This is a genomic window from Mesorhizobium sp. C432A, from assembly GCF_030323145.1.
GTDB lineage: Bacteria > Pseudomonadota > Alphaproteobacteria > Rhizobiales > Rhizobiaceae > Mesorhizobium.
This window is the reverse complement of sequence record NZ_CP100470.1, coordinates 1,194,748-1,213,483: the sequence shown is the minus strand read 5'-3', so window position 1 is coordinate 1,213,483 and position 18,736 is coordinate 1,194,748. Positions and strand designations below refer to the sequence as shown.

The 18,736-nt window shown below is 62.9% G+C and carries 15 protein-coding genes and 1 pseudogene; 4 read left to right on the top strand and 12 right to left on the bottom strand.

Translation table 11 applies throughout. From position 1 onward, the window contains the following. Nucleotides 1-11: 11 nt before the first annotated feature. Genes NLY33_RS05780 through NLY33_RS05770 form a run of 3 tightly spaced genes read right to left on the bottom strand, consistent with a single transcriptional unit; the run spans nucleotide 12 to nucleotide 3,663 of the window. Nucleotides 12-1,412: a dihydrolipoamide acetyltransferase family protein gene (locus NLY33_RS05780; protein ID WP_023706776.1), complete on the bottom strand. Its 1,401-nt coding sequence runs from the start codon at nucleotides 1,410-1,412 to the stop codon at nucleotides 12-14. Nucleotides 1,413-1,414: 2 nt separating this feature from the next. Then, entirely contained in the window at nucleotides 1,415-2,428 is a 1,014-nt protein-coding gene (locus NLY33_RS05775) for an alpha-ketoacid dehydrogenase subunit beta (protein ID WP_023672171.1), read from the bottom strand. A 2-nt stretch (nucleotides 2,429-2,430) separates the two neighbouring features. After that, nucleotides 2,431-3,663, bottom strand: a complete 1,233-nt coding sequence (locus NLY33_RS05770) for a 3-methyl-2-oxobutanoate dehydrogenase (2-methylpropanoyl-transferring) subunit alpha (RefSeq protein ID WP_023706775.1) — start codon at nucleotides 3,661-3,663, stop codon at nucleotides 2,431-2,433. Nucleotides 3,664-4,171: 508 nt separating this feature from the next. On the opposite strand from NLY33_RS05770, the gene holA reads away from it, so the two are divergent. Then, nucleotides 4,172-5,215, top strand: coding sequence for a DNA polymerase III subunit delta (gene holA, locus NLY33_RS05765; protein WP_023706774.1), 1,044 nt, complete (start codon nucleotides 4,172-4,174; stop codon nucleotides 5,213-5,215). 149 nt (nucleotides 5,216-5,364) lie between these two features. Next, a complete protein-coding gene (locus NLY33_RS05760; protein WP_023700062.1) occupies nucleotides 5,365-6,561 on the top strand; it encodes an IS256 family transposase in 1,197 nt (398 codons plus the stop codon). Nucleotides 6,562-6,833: 272 nt separating this feature from the next. Here NLY33_RS05760 and NLY33_RS05755 read toward each other — a convergent pair whose 3' ends face one another. The 5 genes from NLY33_RS05755 to mnmE all read right to left on the bottom strand — a co-directional run bounded on the left by NLY33_RS05755 (nucleotide 6,834) and on the right by mnmE (nucleotide 12,899). After that, complete coding sequence (locus NLY33_RS05755) at nucleotides 6,834-7,724, bottom strand: ParB/RepB/Spo0J family partition protein (protein WP_023706932.1); 891 nt, start codon at nucleotides 7,722-7,724, stop codon at nucleotides 6,834-6,836. 62 nt (nucleotides 7,725-7,786) lie between these two features. Next, nucleotides 7,787-8,584: a ParA family protein gene (locus NLY33_RS05750; RefSeq protein ID WP_023708808.1), complete on the bottom strand. Its 798-nt coding sequence runs from the start codon at nucleotides 8,582-8,584 to the stop codon at nucleotides 7,787-7,789. Between the two features lie 65 nt (nucleotides 8,585-8,649). Next, a complete protein-coding gene (rsmG, locus tag NLY33_RS05745) occupies nucleotides 8,650-9,282 on the bottom strand; it encodes a 16S rRNA (guanine(527)-N(7))-methyltransferase RsmG (protein ID WP_023708807.1) in 633 nt (210 codons plus the stop codon). Then, on the bottom strand, nucleotides 9,279-11,153 hold the full coding sequence (gene mnmG, locus NLY33_RS05740) for a tRNA uridine-5-carboxymethylaminomethyl(34) synthesis enzyme MnmG (RefSeq protein WP_023706934.1): 1,875 nt from the start codon (nucleotides 11,151-11,153) through the stop codon (nucleotides 9,279-9,281). The genes rsmG and mnmG overlap by 4 nt, the downstream gene beginning before the upstream one ends. A 423-nt stretch (nucleotides 11,154-11,576) precedes the next feature. After that, on the bottom strand, nucleotides 11,577-12,899 hold the full coding sequence (mnmE, locus tag NLY33_RS05735) for a tRNA uridine-5-carboxymethylaminomethyl(34) synthesis GTPase MnmE (RefSeq protein ID WP_023708806.1): 1,323 nt from the start codon (nucleotides 12,897-12,899) through the stop codon (nucleotides 11,577-11,579). A 36-nt stretch (nucleotides 12,900-12,935) separates the two neighbouring features. On the opposite strand from mnmE, the pseudogene NLY33_RS29615 reads away from it, so the two are divergent. Next, nucleotides 12,936-13,114, top strand: a pseudogene (locus NLY33_RS29615) (DUF255 domain-containing protein); the annotation flags it as partial. Nucleotides 13,115-13,314: 200 nt separating this feature from the next. Here the strand turns inward: NLY33_RS29615 and yddG are convergent. The 4 genes from yddG to hemE form a co-directional block, all read right to left on the bottom strand. Then, on the bottom strand, nucleotides 13,315-14,295 hold the full coding sequence (gene yddG, locus NLY33_RS05725; RefSeq protein ID WP_023706936.1) for an aromatic amino acid exporter YddG: 981 nt from the start codon (nucleotides 14,293-14,295) through the stop codon (nucleotides 13,315-13,317). 167 nt (nucleotides 14,296-14,462) lie between these two features. Further along, nucleotides 14,463-15,728 (bottom strand): transcription termination factor Rho, encoded by a 1,266-nt coding sequence (rho, locus tag NLY33_RS05720; protein ID WP_023672113.1) that lies wholly within the window; start codon nucleotides 15,726-15,728, stop codon nucleotides 14,463-14,465. Nucleotides 15,729-15,890: 162 nt separating this feature from the next. After that, complete coding sequence (gene hemJ / locus NLY33_RS05715) at nucleotides 15,891-16,433, bottom strand: protoporphyrinogen oxidase HemJ (protein WP_023706937.1); 543 nt, start codon at nucleotides 16,431-16,433, stop codon at nucleotides 15,891-15,893. After that, on the bottom strand, nucleotides 16,433-17,464 hold the full coding sequence (gene hemE, locus NLY33_RS05710; RefSeq protein ID WP_023706938.1) for a uroporphyrinogen decarboxylase: 1,032 nt from the start codon (nucleotides 17,462-17,464) through the stop codon (nucleotides 16,433-16,435). The genes hemJ and hemE overlap by 1 nt, the downstream gene beginning before the upstream one ends. A 283-nt stretch (nucleotides 17,465-17,747) precedes the next feature. On the opposite strand from hemE, the gene NLY33_RS05705 reads away from it, so the two are divergent. Beyond that, nucleotides 17,748-18,686, top strand: a complete 939-nt coding sequence (locus NLY33_RS05705; RefSeq protein WP_460222828.1) for a pyruvate, water dikinase regulatory protein — start codon at nucleotides 17,748-17,750, stop codon at nucleotides 18,684-18,686. Nucleotides 18,687-18,736: the final 50 nt, after the last annotated feature.

The following is an 18,736-nucleotide window of genomic DNA, read 5'->3' as shown; positions in this document are numbered from 1 at the left end:
TGTTCCGCCCCTCAATCCACAAATATCAGCGCCGGCGTCTCAATCAGCGCCTTGATGCGCTGCACAAACACCGCCGCGTCCCAGCCGTCGACCACCCGGTGGTCGAAGCTCGACGACAGGTTCATCATCTTGCGCGGGATGAACTGGGTGCCGTCCCAGACCGGCCGCACCATCATCTTGTTGACGCCGACGATCGCCACCTCAGGATGATTGATGACTGGCGTCGTCGCCACGCCGCCCATGGCGCCGAGCGAGGTGATGGTGATGGTCGATCCCGACAGCTCGTCGCGGCTGGCCGTGCCGGACTTCGCCGCTTCGGCCAGGCGGTTGAGCTCGGCCGCGCAATCCCAGAGGTCGCGCGCCTCGGCGTGCTTGACCACCGGCACCACCAGGCCCGACGGCGTCTGCGCGGCAATGCCGATATGGACGCCGCCATGCTGATGGATGATGCCGGCCTCGTCGTCGAACAGCGCGTTGATGTTGGGCTGGTCGGCAATCGCCTTGACCATCGCCCGCATCAGGAACGGCAGCAGCGTCAGCTTCGGCCTCTCCACACCCTTGCGCTTTTCCTTGTTGAGCGCCGCGCGCAACTCCTCAAGTGCTGTGACGTCGATCTCCTCGACATAGGTGATGTGCGGGATGCGTGACTTCGCCAGCGACATTTTTTCGGCGATCTTGCGCCGCAGTCCGATGACCTTGATATCCTCGACGCTGTCATTGCGCGCCAGACCCGACGCCTTCGCTACCTGCGGTCCGCGTGCCAGGAATGCCTCGATATCTTCGTGGCTGATGCGGCCGGCAGGGCCGGTACCCGACACCTGGCGCAGATCGATCCCCGCCTCCTTCGCCCTGAGCCGGATGGCGGGCGACGCCAGGGGCTTTTCACCCTCCGGGCGCGGCGCGCCGGAGGGTGCCGCACCTTTAGATGTCGGCGCAGCACCCCCACCCTTAGCCCCTCCCCACAAGGGGGTGGGGGATTCAGTCTCAGCTGCCCGTGCGCTTTTGGCTGCTGGTGCAGGTGGTGGCGACTTGGCGTCGGATTTCGTGGCCGAAACGCCTCCCTCTTGTGGGGGTCCGGAGGACTGGCGAGACCCGTGGCTCGCCCCGGCAGGGGTGGGGGTGCTCTTGGCGCTGGCCTCGCCCGGCAGCGCATCCTTCACATTGCCTTCACCCGCCACCTTCAGCCGCACGATCGGCGAGCCGATCGCCACCGTGTCGCCGATCTCGGCGCCCAGCCACAGAATCTCGCCATCGACCGGCGAAGGTATTTCCACCGTCGCCTTGTCGGTCATCACGGCGGCAAGCACCGAGTCCTCGCGCACGAGGTCGCCGACCTTGACGTGCCACTCCACAAGTTCGGCCTCGGCGACGCCTTCACCGACATCCGGCAGCTTGATGATGTGTTCGCCCATCCCTAGGCTCCCATGGTTTCGAGAAGCGCGCGGCCGACACGGGCCGGCCCCGGGAAATAATCCCATTCCTGCGCATGCGGGTAGGGCGTGTCCCAACCGGTGACGCGCGCCACCGGCGCTTCCAGATGGTAGAAACAATTTTCCTGCACCAGCGCCGACAGCTCGGCGCCGAAGCCGGAGGTCAGTGTCGCCTCGTGCACGACGACGCAGCGTCCGGTCTTCTTCACCGAAGCGACTATCGCGTCGAGATCGAGCGGCAGCAGGGTCCGCAAATCGATGATCTCGGCATCGATGCCGGTTTCTTCCACCGCCGCCTGCGCGACATAGACCATGGTGCCGTAGGCGAGCACGGTGACGGCCGAGCCCGCCCGGCGGATCGCCGCCTTGCCGAGCGGCACCGTGTAATGGCCGTCGGCGACCTCGCCCAGTTCATGCTTCGACCATGGCGTCACCGGTCGGTCGTGATGGCCATCGAACGGTCCGTTATAGAGCCGCTTCGGCTCCAGAAAAATCACCGGATCGGGATCCTCGATCGCCGCGATCAGCAGCCCCTTGGCATCATGAGGATTGGACGGCACCACCGTCTTCAGCCCCGACACATGGGTGAACAGCGCTTCCGGGCTCTGGCTGTGCGTCTGGCCGCCAAAAATGCCGCCGCCGGTCGGCATGCGGACCACGATCGGACAGGTGAAATCGCCGTTCGAGCGGTAGCGCAGGCGTGCTGCTTCCTGCGTCAGCTGGTCGTAAGCCGGGTACATGTAGTCGGCAAACTGAATTTCCACGCATGGCTTCAGCCCATAGGCGGCCATGCCGATGGCGGAGCCGACAATGCCGGATTCGTTGATCGGCGCATCGAAGCAGCGGGTCTTGCCGTACTTCGCTTGCAGGCCTGCCGTGCAGCGGAAGACACCCCCGAAGAAGCCGACATCCTCGCCATAGACGATGACGCGTTCGTCGCGCGCCATCGACACGTCCATGGCGTCGCGGATCGCCTCGATCATGGTCCGTCTCGGCATGGTCAGACTCCCGCCTGCTGGCGCTGGCGCCTGAGATGCGGCGGCATCTCGGCAAACACGCCCTCGAACATCTCGCGCGTCGACGGCTTGCCGCCGGCATGCAGCGTGCCGTGGCCTTCAGCTTCCTTCTGCGCCGCGATCACCGTCTCGAGGATTTCCGCTTCGGCCTGGGCGTGACGCTCGTCCGACCAGACGCCGCGTTGGATCAGATGGTTCTTCAGCCGCATCACCGGATCGCCGAGCGGCCAGGCGTCGGATTCCGTCTTCGGCCGATAGGCCGACGGATCGTCCGAGCTCGAATGCGCGCCGGCACGGTAGGTGACATATTCGATCAGCGTCGGCCCGAGATTCTGCCGCGCCCGCTCCGCCGCCCATTTGGCCACGGCATGCACGGCGAGATAATCATTGCCGTCGACGCGCAGCGCCGGAATGCCGAAGCCGAGGCCGCGCGCGGCAAAGGTGCCGGAGCCGCCACGCGCAATGCCTTGAAACGTCGAGATCGCCCACTGGTTGTTGACGACGTTGAGGATGACCGGCGCCTTGTAGGTTGAGGCGAACACCAGTGCGGAATGGAAATCGGATTCGGCCGTCGAGCCGTCGCCGATCCACGCCGCCGCGATTTTCGAATCGTTGCTGATAGCGGAAGCCATCGCCCAGCCGACCGCCTGGATGTATTGCGTCGCCAGATTGCCGGAGATCGAGAAGAAGCCGTGCTCCTTCGACGAATACATGATCGGCAGCTGCCGCCCTTTGAGCGGATCGGCCTCGTTGGAATAGATCTGGTTCATCATCGTGACCATCGGATAGCCGTCGGCTATGAGCAGGCCGGCTTGCCGATAGGTCGGGAAATTCATGTCGCCCGGCATCAGCGCCTTGCGGAAAGCGCAGCTCACCGCCTCTTCGCCCAGATGCTGCATGTAGAACGAAGTCTTGCCCTGGCGCTGCGCCATCTGCATGCGCGCATCGAAGCTGCGCAGCGTCATCATGTGGCGCAACCCCTCGAGCAGCTCCTCGTCGGTGAGCAGCCCGGCCCACGGCCCGACCGCCTCACCGGTGCGGTTGAGCACGCGGATGATCGAAAACGCCATGTCGCGGATGGTGCGCGGATCGACATCGATGTCCGGTCGCGGCACCGAGCCGGCCTTGGGGATCGGCACGTTGGAGAAGTCGGGCGTTCCGCCCGGCCGCACTTCCGGCTCCGGCACATGAAACCGCAACATCCCAGCATCGGTCATGACCATGGTCCTCCCATTTGCTGCGTCGATATTTGCACATCCGCGCGCCCGGCACAGCGCCAATTCATGGGGCGCCGCAACCCATCCGGCGTCACGGCCGGCAGGCGACCCCAAGATGCAGATATGTCTGCGAAATTTCTTGTCGATGTTGGGGAGCAGCGCGCAATTAGGCGCAAAGTTTTGCAGGATTTCCGGTAGATAGTCACTTCACGGCATCCGGGAGAGATAAAGCACCAAGGTCGGCGAACTCGCGCTTTCCTCTCCCCGTGATCGGGGGAGAGGTGTCGAGCGAAGCTCGACGGAGTGGGGGTCGACCCTTGGGCGCTAGGCAATGCTTGAAATAGTGCCCTTCCTTTGTCCGTTCGCGGCGATTGCCACGTGGCTCCCCCACTCCGTCTCGGCTTCGCCGAGCCACCTCTCCCCCCTCCGGAGGGAGAGGAAGGGCGCCAAGGTCTCGAACGCTTTGGAGAACGTTCACTCAGCGACCGCATCATGCTAACCACCCTCCATGGCGCAGAAAAAAGGATACGAGGTCGATTCGTGGCTGGCGAAGCCTGACGCGCGCATATCGATCGTCCTGCTTTACGGTCCCGACCGCGGCTTGGTCGCCGAGCGGGCCAAAGCCTTTGCCGCGAAAACCGGCCTGTCGCTCGACGATCCGTTCTCAGTCGTCCGGCTCGATGGCGCGGAGGTCGATCGCGACCAGGGCCGGCTGCTCGACGAAGCCCGCACCGTGCCGATGTTCTCCGACCGGCGGCTTCTGTGGGTGCGAAATGCCAGCGGCCAGAAGGCCCTGGCCGACGACGTCAAGGCGCTGACCGCGGAGCCCGCGCGCGACGCCATCATTCTCATCGAGGCCGGCGACCTGAAAAAGGGCGTCGGACTGCGCGCGATCGTCGAGGCCGCCGACACCGCCATGGCGCTGCCTTGCTACGCCGATGAAGCCCGCGACATCGACAGCGTCATCGACGACGAGTTGCGCAAGGCCGGCATGTCGATGGCGCTCGACGCACGCCAGGCGCTGCGCCGCAATCTCGGCGGCGACCGGTTGGCCTCACGCGGTGAGATCGAAAAACTGGTGCTTTATGCCCACGGCCAGAAGGACATCAGCCTCGACGACGTAAGGGCGATGTCCGGCGACGTCTCCGGCGCCTCCTTCGACGACGCGGTCGATGCTGTGCTGGAGGGCAGGATCGGTGACTTCGACACCGCCTTCACCCGCCACTGCCTGTCCGGCGGCCATCCTTTCCTGGTACTGTCCTCGGCGATGCGGCAGCTGCAGCAGCTTCAGGTCATGCGCGGCCAGATGGACACCGCCGGCCGCAACGCCGCCTCGGCAGTGGCCGGCGCCCGTCCGCCGGTGTTTTTCTCGCGGCGCAAGCTGGTGGAGAAGGCGCTGGAGCGCTGGAACGTCGAGGCGCTCAGCCGCGCGCTGAACCGGCTGCAATCGGCCGTGCTGCAGACCAGGCGCAGGCCGGATTTGTCGGAAGCGCTGGCGCGGCAGGCGCTGCTCGGCATTGCGGTGGAGAGCGCGAGGCTGGCGCAGCGGTGATCTCCCCCTTGAGGGGGAGATGTCGCCAAAGGCGACAGAGGGGGGTCGCGGCGGGTAGTGTGCTGAGAGTTCTGCAAATTCGCTGAGAGAGGGCGGTCATGGCAGGCTGGTGATGTTCAACGTCACCGATTCCTGGAAGGAACGCCACCATGACCAAGACAGAAGGTAAATCGACCAGCGCTGCCGTCAAAGACATTCTGCTTTCGAACCCGGAGGGGCTGCACGAAGTGATCCGTGCGGTAATGCAGGAGGTTCTCGAGGCCGAGATGGAGGAGGCGCTGGGTGCTTCGAAGGGCGAACGCACGCCTGAGCGCCTTGGGTATCGCTCGGGTTACTACGGCCGCACCCTGGTCACCCGGGTGGGCAAGCTTGAGCTGCGGGTTCCACAGGACCGGGCGGGTCACTTCTCCACCGAGCTGTTCGAGCGCTACCAGCGTTCCGAGCGGGCCTTGGTGGCGACGCTGGCCGAGATGTATGTCCAGGGCGTGTCGACCCGCAAGGTCAAGGCGATCACGGAAGAGCTGTGCGGTCATGCGTTCTCGGCTTCGTCGATCTCGGCCATCAACAAGCGCTTGGACGAGAGCCTGAAGGCGTTTGCCGAACGACCGCTTCAGGAGCCATTCCCCTACCTCATTCTCGATGCCCGCTACGAGAAAGTGCGCGAAGCCGGCATCGTGATGAGCCAGGCGGTGCTGATCGCGGTCGGCATCGACTGGGACGGGCGCCGGCAGATCCTGGCCGTGGAGATGGCCAATCGCGAGAGCCGCTCGGCCTGGAAGGACTTCCTCGTCGGCTTGAAACGACGCGGTCTCAAGGGCGTCGAACTGGCCGTGTCCGACGACCATGCCGGCCTGGTCGCGGCGATCGGCGAGGTGATCCCGGAAGCAGCATGGCAGCGCTGCTACGTCCACTTCCTCAGGAACGCGCTCGATCACCTGCCCAGGAAGCACGGCGACGATTGTCTGCAGGAACTGCGCTGGCTCTACGACCGGCGCGATCTCGCCGAGGCCAAGGCCGATCTCGCCGCGTGGCTGTCCAAATGGTCCGCCCGCTACCCGCGGCTGACCACCTGGGCGGAAGAAGCCATAGAACAGACGCTGACTTTCTTCCGGCTGCCGCGTCAGCATCACAAGCACCTCAAGTCCACCAACATGCTTGAACGGCTCAACGAGGAAATCCGCCGGCGCACCTATGTCGTGCGCATCTTCCCGAACGCCGAAAGCTGCCTGCGCCTGGTCAGGGCGCTGGCCGTCGAAACCAACGAAAACTGGATGGAGGCCAACCGCTATATCAACATGGATGATCTGCGCGAGCACAAGAAGCTCGCTCTACGCCAAGCCGCATGACCAGTTTCATGATCGCCCATTTTGCAGAACTTGACGCACACAACCTCGCGGCGCGTGGAGCGCTGGCGCCTTTCGCAACGACAAACGAGGTCGGCGCTTGATGGGAGACGACCCTTCTGGCCTGCCGGCCATCTCCCCCTCAAGGGGAGAGATCAGCAGTTCGATCCCTTCGGCAATCGCCAATAAAAAGAAGGGCCGGCAACCGCCAAGCCCTTTCTTCATCCTAAGCCAGAACTTCATTCGCCGGCTAAATATGGCGCAACCCCAACCCTCTACCGCTCATCCTTCAACCGCCGGCATAGCTCGTCGAGCTGCTCCAGACTGCGGTAGTCCACGCGGATCGCGCCGCCTTTGCCCTTGTGCTCGATGGTCACGATCATGCCGATCGTGTTGGTCATCAGCCTTTCCAGCGCCAGCGTGTCGGCATCCTTGCCCGATGCGCCGTGTGCTGGTTTTGCCTTGGGCGGCGTGCCGCCCGCCGGCATCTGCGCCAGCGCCTCAGCCTGGCGCACCGAAAGCCCTTCTTCGACGATCTGCTTGGCTAGCCCGGCGGGATCCTGCGCCGTCACCAGCGTCCGGGCATGGCCGGCCGACAGCACGCCGTCGACCAGCATGTCGCGGATCACGTCGGGCAGCTTCAACAGCCTGAGCGTGTTGGCGACGTGGCTGCGGCTCTTGCCGATGACATTGCCGAGATCGGCCTGGGTGTAGCCGTGATCGTCGATCAACTGCTGGTAGCCGAGCGCCTCCTCGACCGGATTGAGATCGGTGCGCTGGACGTTTTCTATGATCGCCAGTTCCAGCGCTGTGCGGTCGTTGACGTCGCGCACGATGATCGGGATCTCGGTCAGCCCGGCGCGCTGCGCCGCCCGCCAGCGGCGCTCGCCGGCGATGATCTCGTAGCGCCCGGCCTGCGTCGGCGAAGGCCGCGCCACTACCGGCTGCACGACGCCATGTTCGCGGATCGATTGCGCGAGATCCGTCAGATCGGCGTCGCCGAAATGCCGGCGCGGGTTTTTCGGGTTCGGGCTCAGAAACTCGATCGGCACCTTGCCGTCGTCATTCAGGCCTGGCTTTTCGGCCGTTGCCACCGGGCGGTCGATCTCCCCGATCAGCGCCGCAAGTCCACGCCCCAGTCTCTTTCTCGAAAGGTCTTCGCTCATCTCAATTCCAGATTCTTGATCGTTTCGGTGCCGGATCGGCTTTGTTTATCGACCCTGCCTAATCATGCAGCGCGCAATTTTCGCTCGCGGCGGATCACTTCGGATGCCAATTGCAGATAGGCTTGGCTGCCGGAGCATTTCAGGTCATAGAGGATCGCCGGCTTGCCATAGGAGGGCGCCTCGGACACTCGCACATTCCTAGGAATGATGGTCTCGTAGACCTTGTCGCCCATATGTGCCCGCACGTCCTGCATCACCTGGTTGGCGAGGTTGTTGCGGCCGTCATACATGGTCAGCACGATGCCCTGGATGATCAGGTCCGGATTGATCGAACGGCGCACCTGCTCCACCGTTTCCAGGAGTTGGCTTAGCCCTTCCAGCGCGAAGAACTCGCACTGCAGCGGCACAAGAACAGAATCGGCTGCCGCCATTGAATTCAAAGTCAAAAGGTTGAGCGAGGGCGGGCAGTCGATCAGCACATAGCCGAACGGCGCACCGCGCTCGGTGGCGGCGCGCAGCGCGTTGCGCAGCTTAAGCACGCGATCCGGCGCCGAGGCGATTTCCATCTCGATGCCGAGCAGATCGAGCGTCGACGGCACGATCGACAGGCCGGGCACCGCCGTTGGAATGGCCGCCTCTGCCAGGCCCAGTTCGCCGGTCAGCACATCGTAGGACGAGACGGTGCGGTCCTTGCGGTCGATGCCAAGACCGGTCGAGGCATTGCCTTGCGGATCGAGATCGACGATCAGCACCTTTTCGCCGATGGCGGCCAGCGCCGTGGCCAGATTGATGGCGGTCGTGGTCTTGCCGACGCCGCCCTTCTGGTTGGCGACGGTGATGATGCGAGGTCCGGTTTTCATGGGTCTGTGCCAGGTATTCATGTGGGCCAGGTATTCATTGCGTCGCCAAGGTTGCGAAGGAGAGCTTACGCCGTCCGCAGATCGGTCACTTCGAGGATGACGCCATGGGCGTCGGTCATGCTCGGATGTTCTACCAGATCGAAAGCCCAGCGGTGAGTGCTTTCTTCCACCTCGGAGCGGTAATCCCGGCCTTTGTGGAACAGCGCCCGCGATCCCTTGGTCAGCCACGGCGCCGACAGATCGAGCAGCGCCGGCAGCGCGGCAAGCGCCCGCGCCGTGATGATTTCCGGTGCGGAAACAAGCGCATAGCTGTCGTCGATGCGCCGGGCGACGACCCGTGCCGGCAAACCGAACTGGCCAATGACCGCCTGCAAAAACGATGCTTTCTTGCGGTTGCTCTCGACCAGATCGATCGACGCGCCGTCGCGCTCGCCCAGCAAGAAGGCCATTACCAGGCCCGGAAAACCGCCGCCCGAACCAAGATCGGCCCAGCGTTTGGCCTGCGGGGCGATTCGGGCCAGCTGCGCGCTGTCCAGAATATGGCGGCCCCAGACATCGTCCAGCGTCGACGGCGCGGCCAGATTGATGCTGCGGTTCCATTTCAGGAACAACTGTTCGAACGTCACCAACCGATCGAATGTTTCACGTGAAACCGGTCCCGCGGCCTCTTGCAGGCTCGCCCATGAGGCAGCGCTCACGCAACGGCCCTTTGCGCGGCCGATTCAGCGTTGCGGACGTGCGCGACGATGATTGCCAGCGCCGCCGGCGTCATGCCTTCCATACGCTGCGCGTCAGCGATCGAACGCGGCTGACGCGTTAGCATCTTCTGCTTCAGCTCGTTGGACAGGCCGGGAACATCGGCGAAATCCACCGACGGCGGGATCAACCGGCTTTCCTCGCGGCGGATCTGTCCGACATCCGCCTGCTGGCGATCAAGGTAAACCGAATATTTCGCTTCCGTTTCGAGCCGCTCAGCGGTTTTGACGTCGATTGCGCCAAAGGCCGGCGCAACACGGGCCAGCCAGGCTATATCGACGCCGGGATGAGCGAGCAATTCATAAGCGGAGCGGCGCACGCCGTCCCTGTTGATCTCCAGCCCGTGCCGCGCCGCTTCGTTGGGCGTCATCGTCGTCGCAACTGCGAGTTCGCGCGCCCTATCAAGATCCTGTGTGACTTGATTGAACCGCTGCGTCCGCTCCGGCGACACGATACCAAGCCGATTTGCCAGAGGCGTAAGCCTTTCATCGGCATTGTCGGCGCGCAGCGATAAGCGAAACTCCGCCCGCGAAGTGAACATGCGGTAGGGCTCGGCAATGCCGCGGCTGGTGAGGTCGTCGACCATCACACCGATATAGGCTTCGGTGCGGCTGAGCACGATTTGGTCGTCGGCCGCCGCCTTGCGCGCGGCGTTGAGCCCGGCGAGCAGGCCTTGCGCGCCGGCTTCTTCATAACCGGTGGTGCCGTTGATCTGACCGGCTAGGAAAAGCCCCGCAATACGTTTGGCCTCAAGCGTCGGCTCCAACTCGCGCGGATCGACATGGTCGTATTCGATGGCGTAGCCGGGCTGCAGCATGGTCGCCCGCTCTAGCCCGGGTATAGTTTTGAGAATGTCGAGTTGCACATCCTCGGGCAGGGAGGTCGAAATGCCATTGGGGTAGACCGTGTCGTCGTCCAGCCCTTCCGGCTCGAGGAAAATCTGGTGGCCTTCGCGATCGCCGAACTTGACGATCTTGTCTTCGATCGACGGGCAATAGCGTGGTCCGACCCCCTCTATCGAGCCGGAATACATGGCGGAACGGCCGAGATTGGCGCGGATCAGCTCGTGCGTCGCCGGTGTCGTACGCGTGATGCCGCAATGGATTTGCGGATTCTTGATTGTGTCGGTGAGCAGCGAGAACGGCACTGGATGTTCGTCGGCCGCCTGGCTTTCCAGCGACGGCCAGTCGATGGTGCGGCCATCGAGCCGCGGCGGCGTGCCGGTCTTCAGCCGTCCAAGCGCGAAACCGGCGCGGCTCATCGTCGCCGACAGGCCAAGGCTCGCCTGCTCGTTCATCCGCCCGGCGACAATCTTCCTGTCGCCAATGTGGATGAGGCCGCGAAGAAAAGTGCCGGTGGTCAGGACGACTGCACCGCACGCCAACCGGCGCCCGTCGGCCAGGAGCACAGCGGCGATCCGTCCTTCTTCGATCTCGAAATCCAAGACTTCGCCTTCGACGACGTCGAGACCGTTCTGCTGCCGAATCGCTTCCTGCATGGCCAGCCGGTAAAGCTTGCGGTCGGCCTGCGTGCGCGGCCCGCGCACGGCAGGGCCTTTGCGGCGATTAAGCAGGCGGAATTGGATGCCGGCAGCATCGGCGATGCGGCCCATCAGCCCGTCCATGGCGTCGATCTCACGCACCAGATGGCCCTTCCCGAGGCCGCCGATCGCCGGATTGCAGGACATGACACCGATCGTGTCGAAGCGCAGCGTGATCAGCGCGGTCATGGCACCGGCGCGCGCGGCAGCGCTCGCAGCCTCGCACCCGGCATGGCCGCCGCCCACCACAACCACATCATAGTGATCGATCATTGTCCCTTCCAGATTCAGAGATTTCCCGACACATGTCCCCACGAGAGGACGCTGTCAAGGATTGCAGGTTGATTCGTTCACGGGGAACGGAGTGCTGAAGGCCGCAGAGGTGTTTCACGTGAGTCAGGGAAGTGGCGACAATTACCTCGGCTGGCGCTGCCCCTCATCTGCCTGCCGGCATCTTCTCCCGGTGAACGGGGAGAAGGGTAGAGCTCAAGCGCTGGCGCGCTCCGGTGGTTGGCAAAATCCCGGATAACAGTATCTTTCTCGGTGAGAAATGCCCGGGAGGACAATGAGGGGCGGGGCTGGCCTTCGGCACCTGGCGTCTTTGCCAAACTCCTCATTTCACGTGAAACACGCACTTGGGCGGCCCCCTGTGTTTCACGTGAGTCACTCACACAGCGCGCCCCTGTTTCACGTGAGTCACTTTCCAATGCAAAACTGCGAAAAGATCACGTCCAGCAGGTCCTCGACATCCACCGCGCCGACAATCCGGCCGAGCCGGTCCACCGCAAGACGCAGCTCCTCCGCCCGCAGCTCCTGGCCGCGCTCTTGCCCCGACAAAGCCGAGATCAGAAAGCGCCTGGTCTCATTGAGCAGCTCCACATGCCGCAACCGAGACGGCAGGATGTCACCGGCATCGCCGATAGCAGCCGCGGCGCGCCTGCCGATCTCGGCCAGGAGTTCAGCCAACCCAGTGCCGTCCACCGTCGAGATCAACGCATCATACACCTCCAATCGCGGCGAACCTTTCAAGAGATCGACCTTGGTGCCGATTCTCAAAGCCGGGGCCTCGACAGGCATGTTGCCGATCGCACTCGGGTCCGCCAGATCTTCCAGCAACAGCACCAGGTCAGCCGTGTGCGCCTTGGCCCGCGCCTTTTCGATACCGATCGCTTCGATCTTGCCGGGCGCCTCGCGCAGGCCCGCGGTGTCGGTTACCCTGACCCGCACTCCGTGGAGATCCAGCACCACTTCGAGCAAGTCCCGCGTCGTGCCGGGCTCGTCGGTAACAATCGCCGCCTCACGCCTGGCCAGCGCGTTGAACAGGCTGGATTTTCCGGCGTTCGGTGCACCGAGGATGACAACCTCAAACCCGTCACGGATGATCTCGGCGGCATGGAAGCCATCGACATGCCGGCCGATCTCGCCCACCATTGCGCGCACATCGGACCAAACCGTGTCCGAAACCGAACCGGGCACGTCGTCTTCGTCGGCGAAGTCGATTTCCGCCTCGATCATCGCCCGTGCATGGATCAGCCGACGGCGCCAGCCAAGATAGAGTTCGCTTTGCACTCCTTCGGCATTCTGCACGGCAAAGCGCCGCTGCGCTTCGGTTTCGGCATTGACCAGATCGGCCAACGCCTCCGTCTCGACCAGATCCAGCTTGCCGTTGAGAAGAGCCCGGCGCGTAAATTCACCAGGTTCCGCATGACGCACGCCGTCAAAGCCGGCAATGATCTCCAGCATCTTGCCGGCCACGGCGCGGCCGCCATGGACGTGGAACTCGGCGACATCCTCGCCGGTAAAACTGTTCGGCCCCGGAAAAAGTAGCACCAGGCCGTTGTCGATAAGCGAACCGTCCACCGTTCGGAGCTTGCGCAGGGTTGCAACCCGGTCCTTGACCTTACCACCGGCAACCGTTTCGACGACGAATCGAGTCTTCGGTCCGGAAATGCGGATGACAGCGATGCCGGCGGGCAGGCGCCCGCTGGAAAGCGCAAGGATCGAATCGCCTGAAATCATTAGCCCTTCTCACCGGTCGCCTAGGTGTCCGGTCGACAATCCCACAGTGTCGCGGCCGTCATGAACCGGCTGTTCGTCAATATCAAGGTCGATCGCGAGGAGCGGCCGGACATTACCAAATCTGTATAGCCGCCTTGTCATCCATGTGCGAGCAGGCGGGTCCTAATCCCGACGCCAAGCAGTTCTGGGCGGGCCAGGAAGCCCTACGGCAGGCCGGCATCGTTAATGCCTGTTCCTGGCCCGGAACCGTGAAGCTGGAGCCCATCTCCCCATGGGGCAAGCCTCGTTCCGGTTGCGAATCGGAAATCCCGACCCGCGTCACGCCGGTCGTCTCCGCGATCGGAACGGATGCGAATCGACTTAACATTGCCACTGGCATCCGGCCGCAGACCGGCAGACCGGAGCTATGTACCGGCTATCCTGCCCGTGGGGCCGGATCCGTAGGAACCGAGCCGCTGTTACGACCCCGGCAACCCGCGTTTCCGTCCAAGGCCGAAGGAAGCCGCGTCACATCAATGGATGGCGGCCGCGGCGCGAACAGCAAATCCTTGGCCGCGACCACCGCTCCGACCGTGATCAGGATGCAAGCAACAGCCACCGACCAGTGAAACACACCAAAGCCTGCCAGCAGAAGCACGATGACCGAGAAGAGGGGCGCCGCGTAGGAGAGGGCGCCGAGGATCATGATGTCCCCGTGCTTGCAGCCATAGTCCCAGGCGTAAAAGCCGGCGCCTAGCGGTATTACGCCCAAGATGAAGATGGCGCTCCACTCCGTCGCCGTCTGTGGCCAGACGGTGGTCTCAAGGGTGAGGTGCAGCACCAAGGCGACCGCAGCCGTGATGAAGCAGTAACCGACGACCACATCGGTCGGCACCTTGCCAAAGCGGCGCGATAAAACCGAATAGCCGGCCCAGATGAAAGCGCAGAACAGCGCGATGACATGCCCCTTCATCACACCATTGGCCAGTCCGATCGTGCCGCCCTTGGTGATCACCACAATGGCGCCGGCAAGGCCGAGCATGACGCCGGCAATGTGATGGGCCCTCAGCTTTTCTCCAGGCAGGAAGGCGGCAAAGACGACGATCAGCAACGGCCAGAGATAGGCGATCAGGCTGACCTCGACCGGCGGCGCCGACTGGATGGCGAAGAAATAGGCGCAGTGGTAGATGCACAGCCCCGCTGTGCCGAGCGCCCAGACCTGCCACGGCTGGCGCAGCGACTTGATCGCCGCCGGACGGACAAGCCAGCTCGACGCGCCGACCAACCCGCCAAGCAGAAACGTCATCGCCGCCAGCTGAAAGGGCGGAATCGGTCCCGCCGCCGTCGAAAGCAGCGCCAGGAAGGACCATGTCAGGATGGCCGAGAAGCCGATCAGGGTCGGGATTGTTTTCTCCATGCGGCTTCCGATCTTCGAGACGCGATTACTCGCATGACGACAGCTATGGAAATTGCCGCCCAAGGCCACGCCCTGTCGGAAATGCGACCTGTTTGCCCCCGCCATGAAAAACCCCGTCCCAGTTCCCGGAACGGGGCTTCAATACGAAACGATGGCCGACGAGAAGCTTACGTGTTCATCGAATCGAAGAAATCGGCGTTGGTCTTGGTCTGCTTCAGCTTGTCGATCAGGAACTCGATCGCATCCGTGGTTCCCATCGGCGCCAGGATGCGGCGCAGGACGAAGATCTTCTGCAGATCCTGCTTGGAGACCAGCAGGTCTTCCTTGCGGGTGCCGGACTTCAAAATGTCCATGGCCGGGTAGATGCGCTTGTCGGCGACCTTGCGGTCGAGCTGGATTTCGCAGTTGCCGGTGCCCTTGAACTCTTCGAAGATGACTTCGTCCATGCGGCTGCCGGTGTCGATCAGCGCGGTGGCGATGATGGTCAGCGAGCCGCCTTCCTCGATGTTGCGGGCCGCGCCGAAGAAGCGCTTCGGCCGCTGCAGCGCGTTGGCGTCGACACCGCCGGTCAGCACCTTGCCGGAGGACGGCACGACGGTGTTGTAGGCACGGCCGAGGCGGGTGATCGAATCGAGCAGAATAACGACGTCGCGGCCATGCTCGACCAGGCGCTTGGCCTTTTCGATGACCATTTCGGCGACCTGGACGTGGCGCACCGCCGGTTCGTCAAAGGTCGAGGACACGACCTCGCCCTTCACCGAACGCTGCATGTCGGTCACTTCTTCTGGCCGTTCGTCGATCAGAAGTACGATCAGATAGCATTCCGGATGATTGGCCGTGATCGAGTGGGCGATATTCTGCATCAGCACCGTTTTACCGGTACGCGGCTGCGCGTTGATGAGCGCGCGCTGTCCCTTACCGATCGGCGCCACCAGGTCGATCACCCGCGACGAGATGTCCTTGCCGGTCGGATTGTCGATCTCCATCTTCAGCCGCTTGGTCGGATAGAGCGGCGTCAGATTGTCGAAATGGATTTTGTGACGGATCTTTTCGGGATCGTCGAAATTGATCGTGTTGACCTTGAGAAGGGCGAAATAGCGCTCGCCCTCTTTTGGGCTGCGGATCGGGCCTTCGACGGTATCGCCGGTCTTCAAGGAGAAGCGGCGGATCTGCGAGGGCGAGATGTAGATATCGTCGGGACCCGGCAGATAATTGGCGTTGGCTGAGCGCAGGAAGCCGAAACCGTCCTGCAGCAACTCGACCACACCATCGCCGATGATCTCGACGTCCTGGGCGGCCAGTTTCTTCAGGATGGCAAACATCAGTTCCTGCTTGCGCATGACGCTGGCGTTTTCCACTTCGAGCGATTCGGCATAGGCGATCAGCTCTGGCGGCTTCTTGTTCTTGAACTCTGCGAGTTTCATTTCTTGCATAGACGGACTCTGAATCTGCTTTGGGGAAATATATCGGCTGGATGCGATAAATGCCGGGCGCGGCCGAAAGCAATCAAGGGCGGCGCATGACGGGAAGGAAGACCCGTCTTTTATCGTCGGTCGGGGGAAAGAGCAAGCTGCGTTTTGTCGACCGAAATGGGCCTAGAACGGCTTGACGACAACCAGGATGACGATGGCGATCATCAGCAATGTGGGGATCTCGTTGACGATTCGCCAGTGCCGCGCCGGTTTTTCATTGCGGTCCTCGGCGAATTTCCTGACAGCACCGGCCAGATAGCCATGCACGCCCGACAGCAACAGCACCAAGCCTATCTTGGCGTGCAGCCAGCCGCCGTGAAAGCCAAACACTTTCCAGGCGAGCCAAAGCCCGAACACCCAGGTGACGATCATCGCCGGATTGATGATGCCGCGCAGCAGACGCCGCTCCATCACCTTGAAGGTCTCCGATTGGACGGACCCCTTCTCTGCGTCGGCGTGGTAGACCAGCAATCGCGGCAGATAGAGCATGCCGGCCATCCAGGAGATGACGGCCAGGAGATGGATTGCCTTCGCCCAGGGATAGAAACCCTCAGGCGCAAAGAAAAACAAAAGTGCGGTGAGAACAACCAGCACTCCGATGCCGATGGTCATGCGCATCATCGCCCCACGAGTGCTGTTGCCGCCCGTATTATCCGATTGAGCCATCAGCGTGTCGCGCTCCGCACCTGCTTCACCATCGCCTCGACATGTGCCACCGGCGTCTCCGGCGTGATGCCATGGCCGAGATTGAAGATCAGCGGTCCGTCTCCCAGCGCCTTGAGGATCGCATCGACGCCGTCCGACAGGGCTTTGCCGCCGGCCACCAGGCGCAAGGGATCGAGATTGCCCTGGACCGCCCCTGAATGCTGCAGTTCGTTCGCAGCCGCCAGGGGCACGGTCCAGTCGATCCCCAGCCCCGTCACACCGGTCTTCTCACGATAGGTCTCGTAGCGGGCGCCGGCGCCCTTGGGAAAGCCGATGATCGGTACATCGGGATGAACCGCACGAACCTGGCCGACAATCTCCGCCACCGGCTCCACGCAGAACTGCTCGAAAGACGCATCATCAAGCACGCCGGACCAGGAATCGAAAATCTGCACCACGTCGGCACCGGCTTCGATCTGGCGGATCAAATAGGCCGCGGAGTGATCGGCGAGCACTTTCAGGAGATGCTTGAAGGCCGTCGGTTCGCGATAGGCAAACAGCCGCGCCGGCGCTTGGTCGGGTGTGCCGTGGCCAGCTATCATGTAGGTCGCCACCGTCCACGGCGCGCCGCAGAAGCCGATCAGCGTGGTCTCGTCAGGCAATCTTGCCCGCAGCCGGCGAACCGTCTCGTAGACCGGTTCGAGATTCACGTGAAACGTTTCACTGTTGAGAGCCGAAATCTCAGCTGCAGTGATTGGCGTCAGCAGCGGCCCGCGGCCCTCCTCGAAGCGGACATCGCGTCCCAGCGCATGCGGCACGACCAGAATGTCCGAGAACAGGATCGAGGCATCGAAGCCGAAGCGCTCGATCGGCTGCAGCGTCACTTCGACGGCCAGATCAGGATTGTAGCAAAGGTCGAGAAAGGACCCGGCGCGCTTTCTGGTCTCGCGGTACTCCGGCAAATAGCGCCCGGCCTGGCGCATCATCCAGAGCGGCGGCGGAAACACTGCCTCGCCTCTCAGCACGTCCAGCACGATGCGGTTCTCGGGCATTGAGCGCTCTCTTCCCTGCCTTCTCTATAATTAAATAGTCTATTTCTAGAATCTTCTGATTCTAAGAGTCTGTTGGTATCGGTGGTTGTCACCTGTCCCGCTTTGCCCTGGAAAAGGCCAGCCAGCATTTTGTCGCGTGTTTCTTCCGCGGGATTGGCAAAGAGTGTGGATGACCAGGATTCCATCACTGGAGTCAATGGTTTGACGTAGCCGCTGAAAAACCGCCTCTGTGGATGAAGCGCTGGCAAAAACGCCCGTCCCCAGATTTGTCCCCAACCGCACAGTGAAGCTGACAGCGCATCGAATTGTGGACAACTGGCCTTCTGATACAGTCGCCTCCAGCCGGTCGCCTTTGCGGCCCCGGTTTATCCACACAAGCCCACAGCCTGAGGCGCCCCCTGTGAACAAACCCCAGAGCTTCTTTCACCTGCACCTGATTTCCGACGCCACCGGCGAGACGCTGCTGGCGGCCGGCCGAGCCGCCTCGGCGCAATACAAGGATGCGCGCGCCATCGAGCATATCTATCCGCTCATCCGCACCGAAAAGCAGGTGGCGAAAGTCTTCGAGGACATAGAGGAGGAACCGGGCATCATCCTCTACACCGTCGTCGACCAGAAGCTGGCGCGCGGCATTGACGAGCGCTGCGCCACCATGGGGCTACCCTGTGTTTCGGTGCTGGAGCCGGTCCTCACCGTCTTCCAGTCCTATCTCGGCACGCCGGCCGGCCGCCGCGTCGGCGCCCAGCATGTGCTCGACGCCGATTATTTCCACCGTATCGACGCACTCAATTTCACCATGGAGCATGATGACGGCCAGCTGCCGCTCAATATGGACGACGCGGATGTGGTGCTGATCGGCATTTCCAGGACATCGAAGACGCCGACCAGCATCTATCTCGCCAACCGCGGCATCAAGACCGCCAACATCCCGATCGTGCTCGGCGTGCCGGTGCCCGAAAGCCTGGTCGCTGCCACCAAGCCGCTGATCGTCGGGCTGATCGCCACCGCCGAACGCATCTCGCATGTCCGGCAGAACCGCGTGCTCGGCAACAGCAGCACCTACGAAGCGACCGATTATGTCGACCGTGCCTCGATCGCCGAAGAGCTCGCCTATGCCCGCCAGATCTGCACCCGCCACAATTGGCCGATGATAGACGTCAGCCGCCGTTCGATCGAAGAGACCGCGGCAGCCATTGTTGCCCTGCGGGGGAAGAATAGATGATGGGATGGCAACGCGACCTCCTGCCCCAATCGACCACTATCGACCAGGCC

What these genes read in the sequence shown, in the direction of transcription:
- NLY33_RS05780 (WP_023706776.1), bottom strand. Translation starts at nt 1,412, where the DNA reads ATGGGCGAACACATCATCAAGCTGCCGGATGTCGGTGAAGGCGTCGCC.
- NLY33_RS05775 (WP_023672171.1), bottom strand. Translation starts at nt 2,428, where the DNA reads ATGCCGAGACGGACCATGATCGAGGCGATCCGCGACGCCATGGACGTG.
- NLY33_RS05770 (WP_023706775.1), bottom strand. Translation starts at nt 3,663, where the DNA reads ATGACCGATGCTGGGATGTTGCGGTTTCATGTGCCGGAGCCGGAAGTG.
- holA (WP_023706774.1), top strand. Translation starts at nt 4,172, where the DNA reads ATGGCGCAGAAAAAAGGATACGAGGTCGATTCGTGGCTGGCGAAGCCT.
- NLY33_RS05760 (WP_023700062.1), top strand. Translation starts at nt 5,365, where the DNA reads ATGACCAAGACAGAAGGTAAATCGACCAGCGCTGCCGTCAAAGACATT.
- NLY33_RS05755 (WP_023706932.1), bottom strand. Translation starts at nt 7,724, where the DNA reads ATGAGCGAAGACCTTTCGAGAAAGAGACTGGGGCGTGGACTTGCGGCG.
- NLY33_RS05750 (WP_023708808.1), bottom strand. Translation starts at nt 8,584, where the DNA reads ATGAAAACCGGACCTCGCATCATCACCGTCGCCAACCAGAAGGGCGGC.
- mnmG (WP_023706934.1), bottom strand. Translation starts at nt 11,153, where the DNA reads ATGATCGATCACTATGATGTGGTTGTGGTGGGCGGCGGCCATGCCGGG.
- mnmE (WP_023708806.1), bottom strand. Translation starts at nt 12,899, where the DNA reads ATGATTTCAGGCGATTCGATCCTTGCGCTTTCCAGCGGGCGCCTGCCC.
- yddG (WP_023706936.1), bottom strand. Translation starts at nt 14,295, where the DNA reads ATGGAGAAAACAATCCCGACCCTGATCGGCTTCTCGGCCATCCTGACA.
- rho (WP_023672113.1), bottom strand. Translation starts at nt 15,728, where the DNA reads ATGCAAGAAATGAAACTCGCAGAGTTCAAGAACAAGAAGCCGCCAGAG.
- hemJ (WP_023706937.1), bottom strand. Translation starts at nt 16,433, where the DNA reads ATGGCTCAATCGGATAATACGGGCGGCAACAGCACTCGTGGGGCGATG.
- hemE (WP_023706938.1), bottom strand. Translation starts at nt 17,464, where the DNA reads ATGCCCGAGAACCGCATCGTGCTGGACGTGCTGAGAGGCGAGGCAGTG.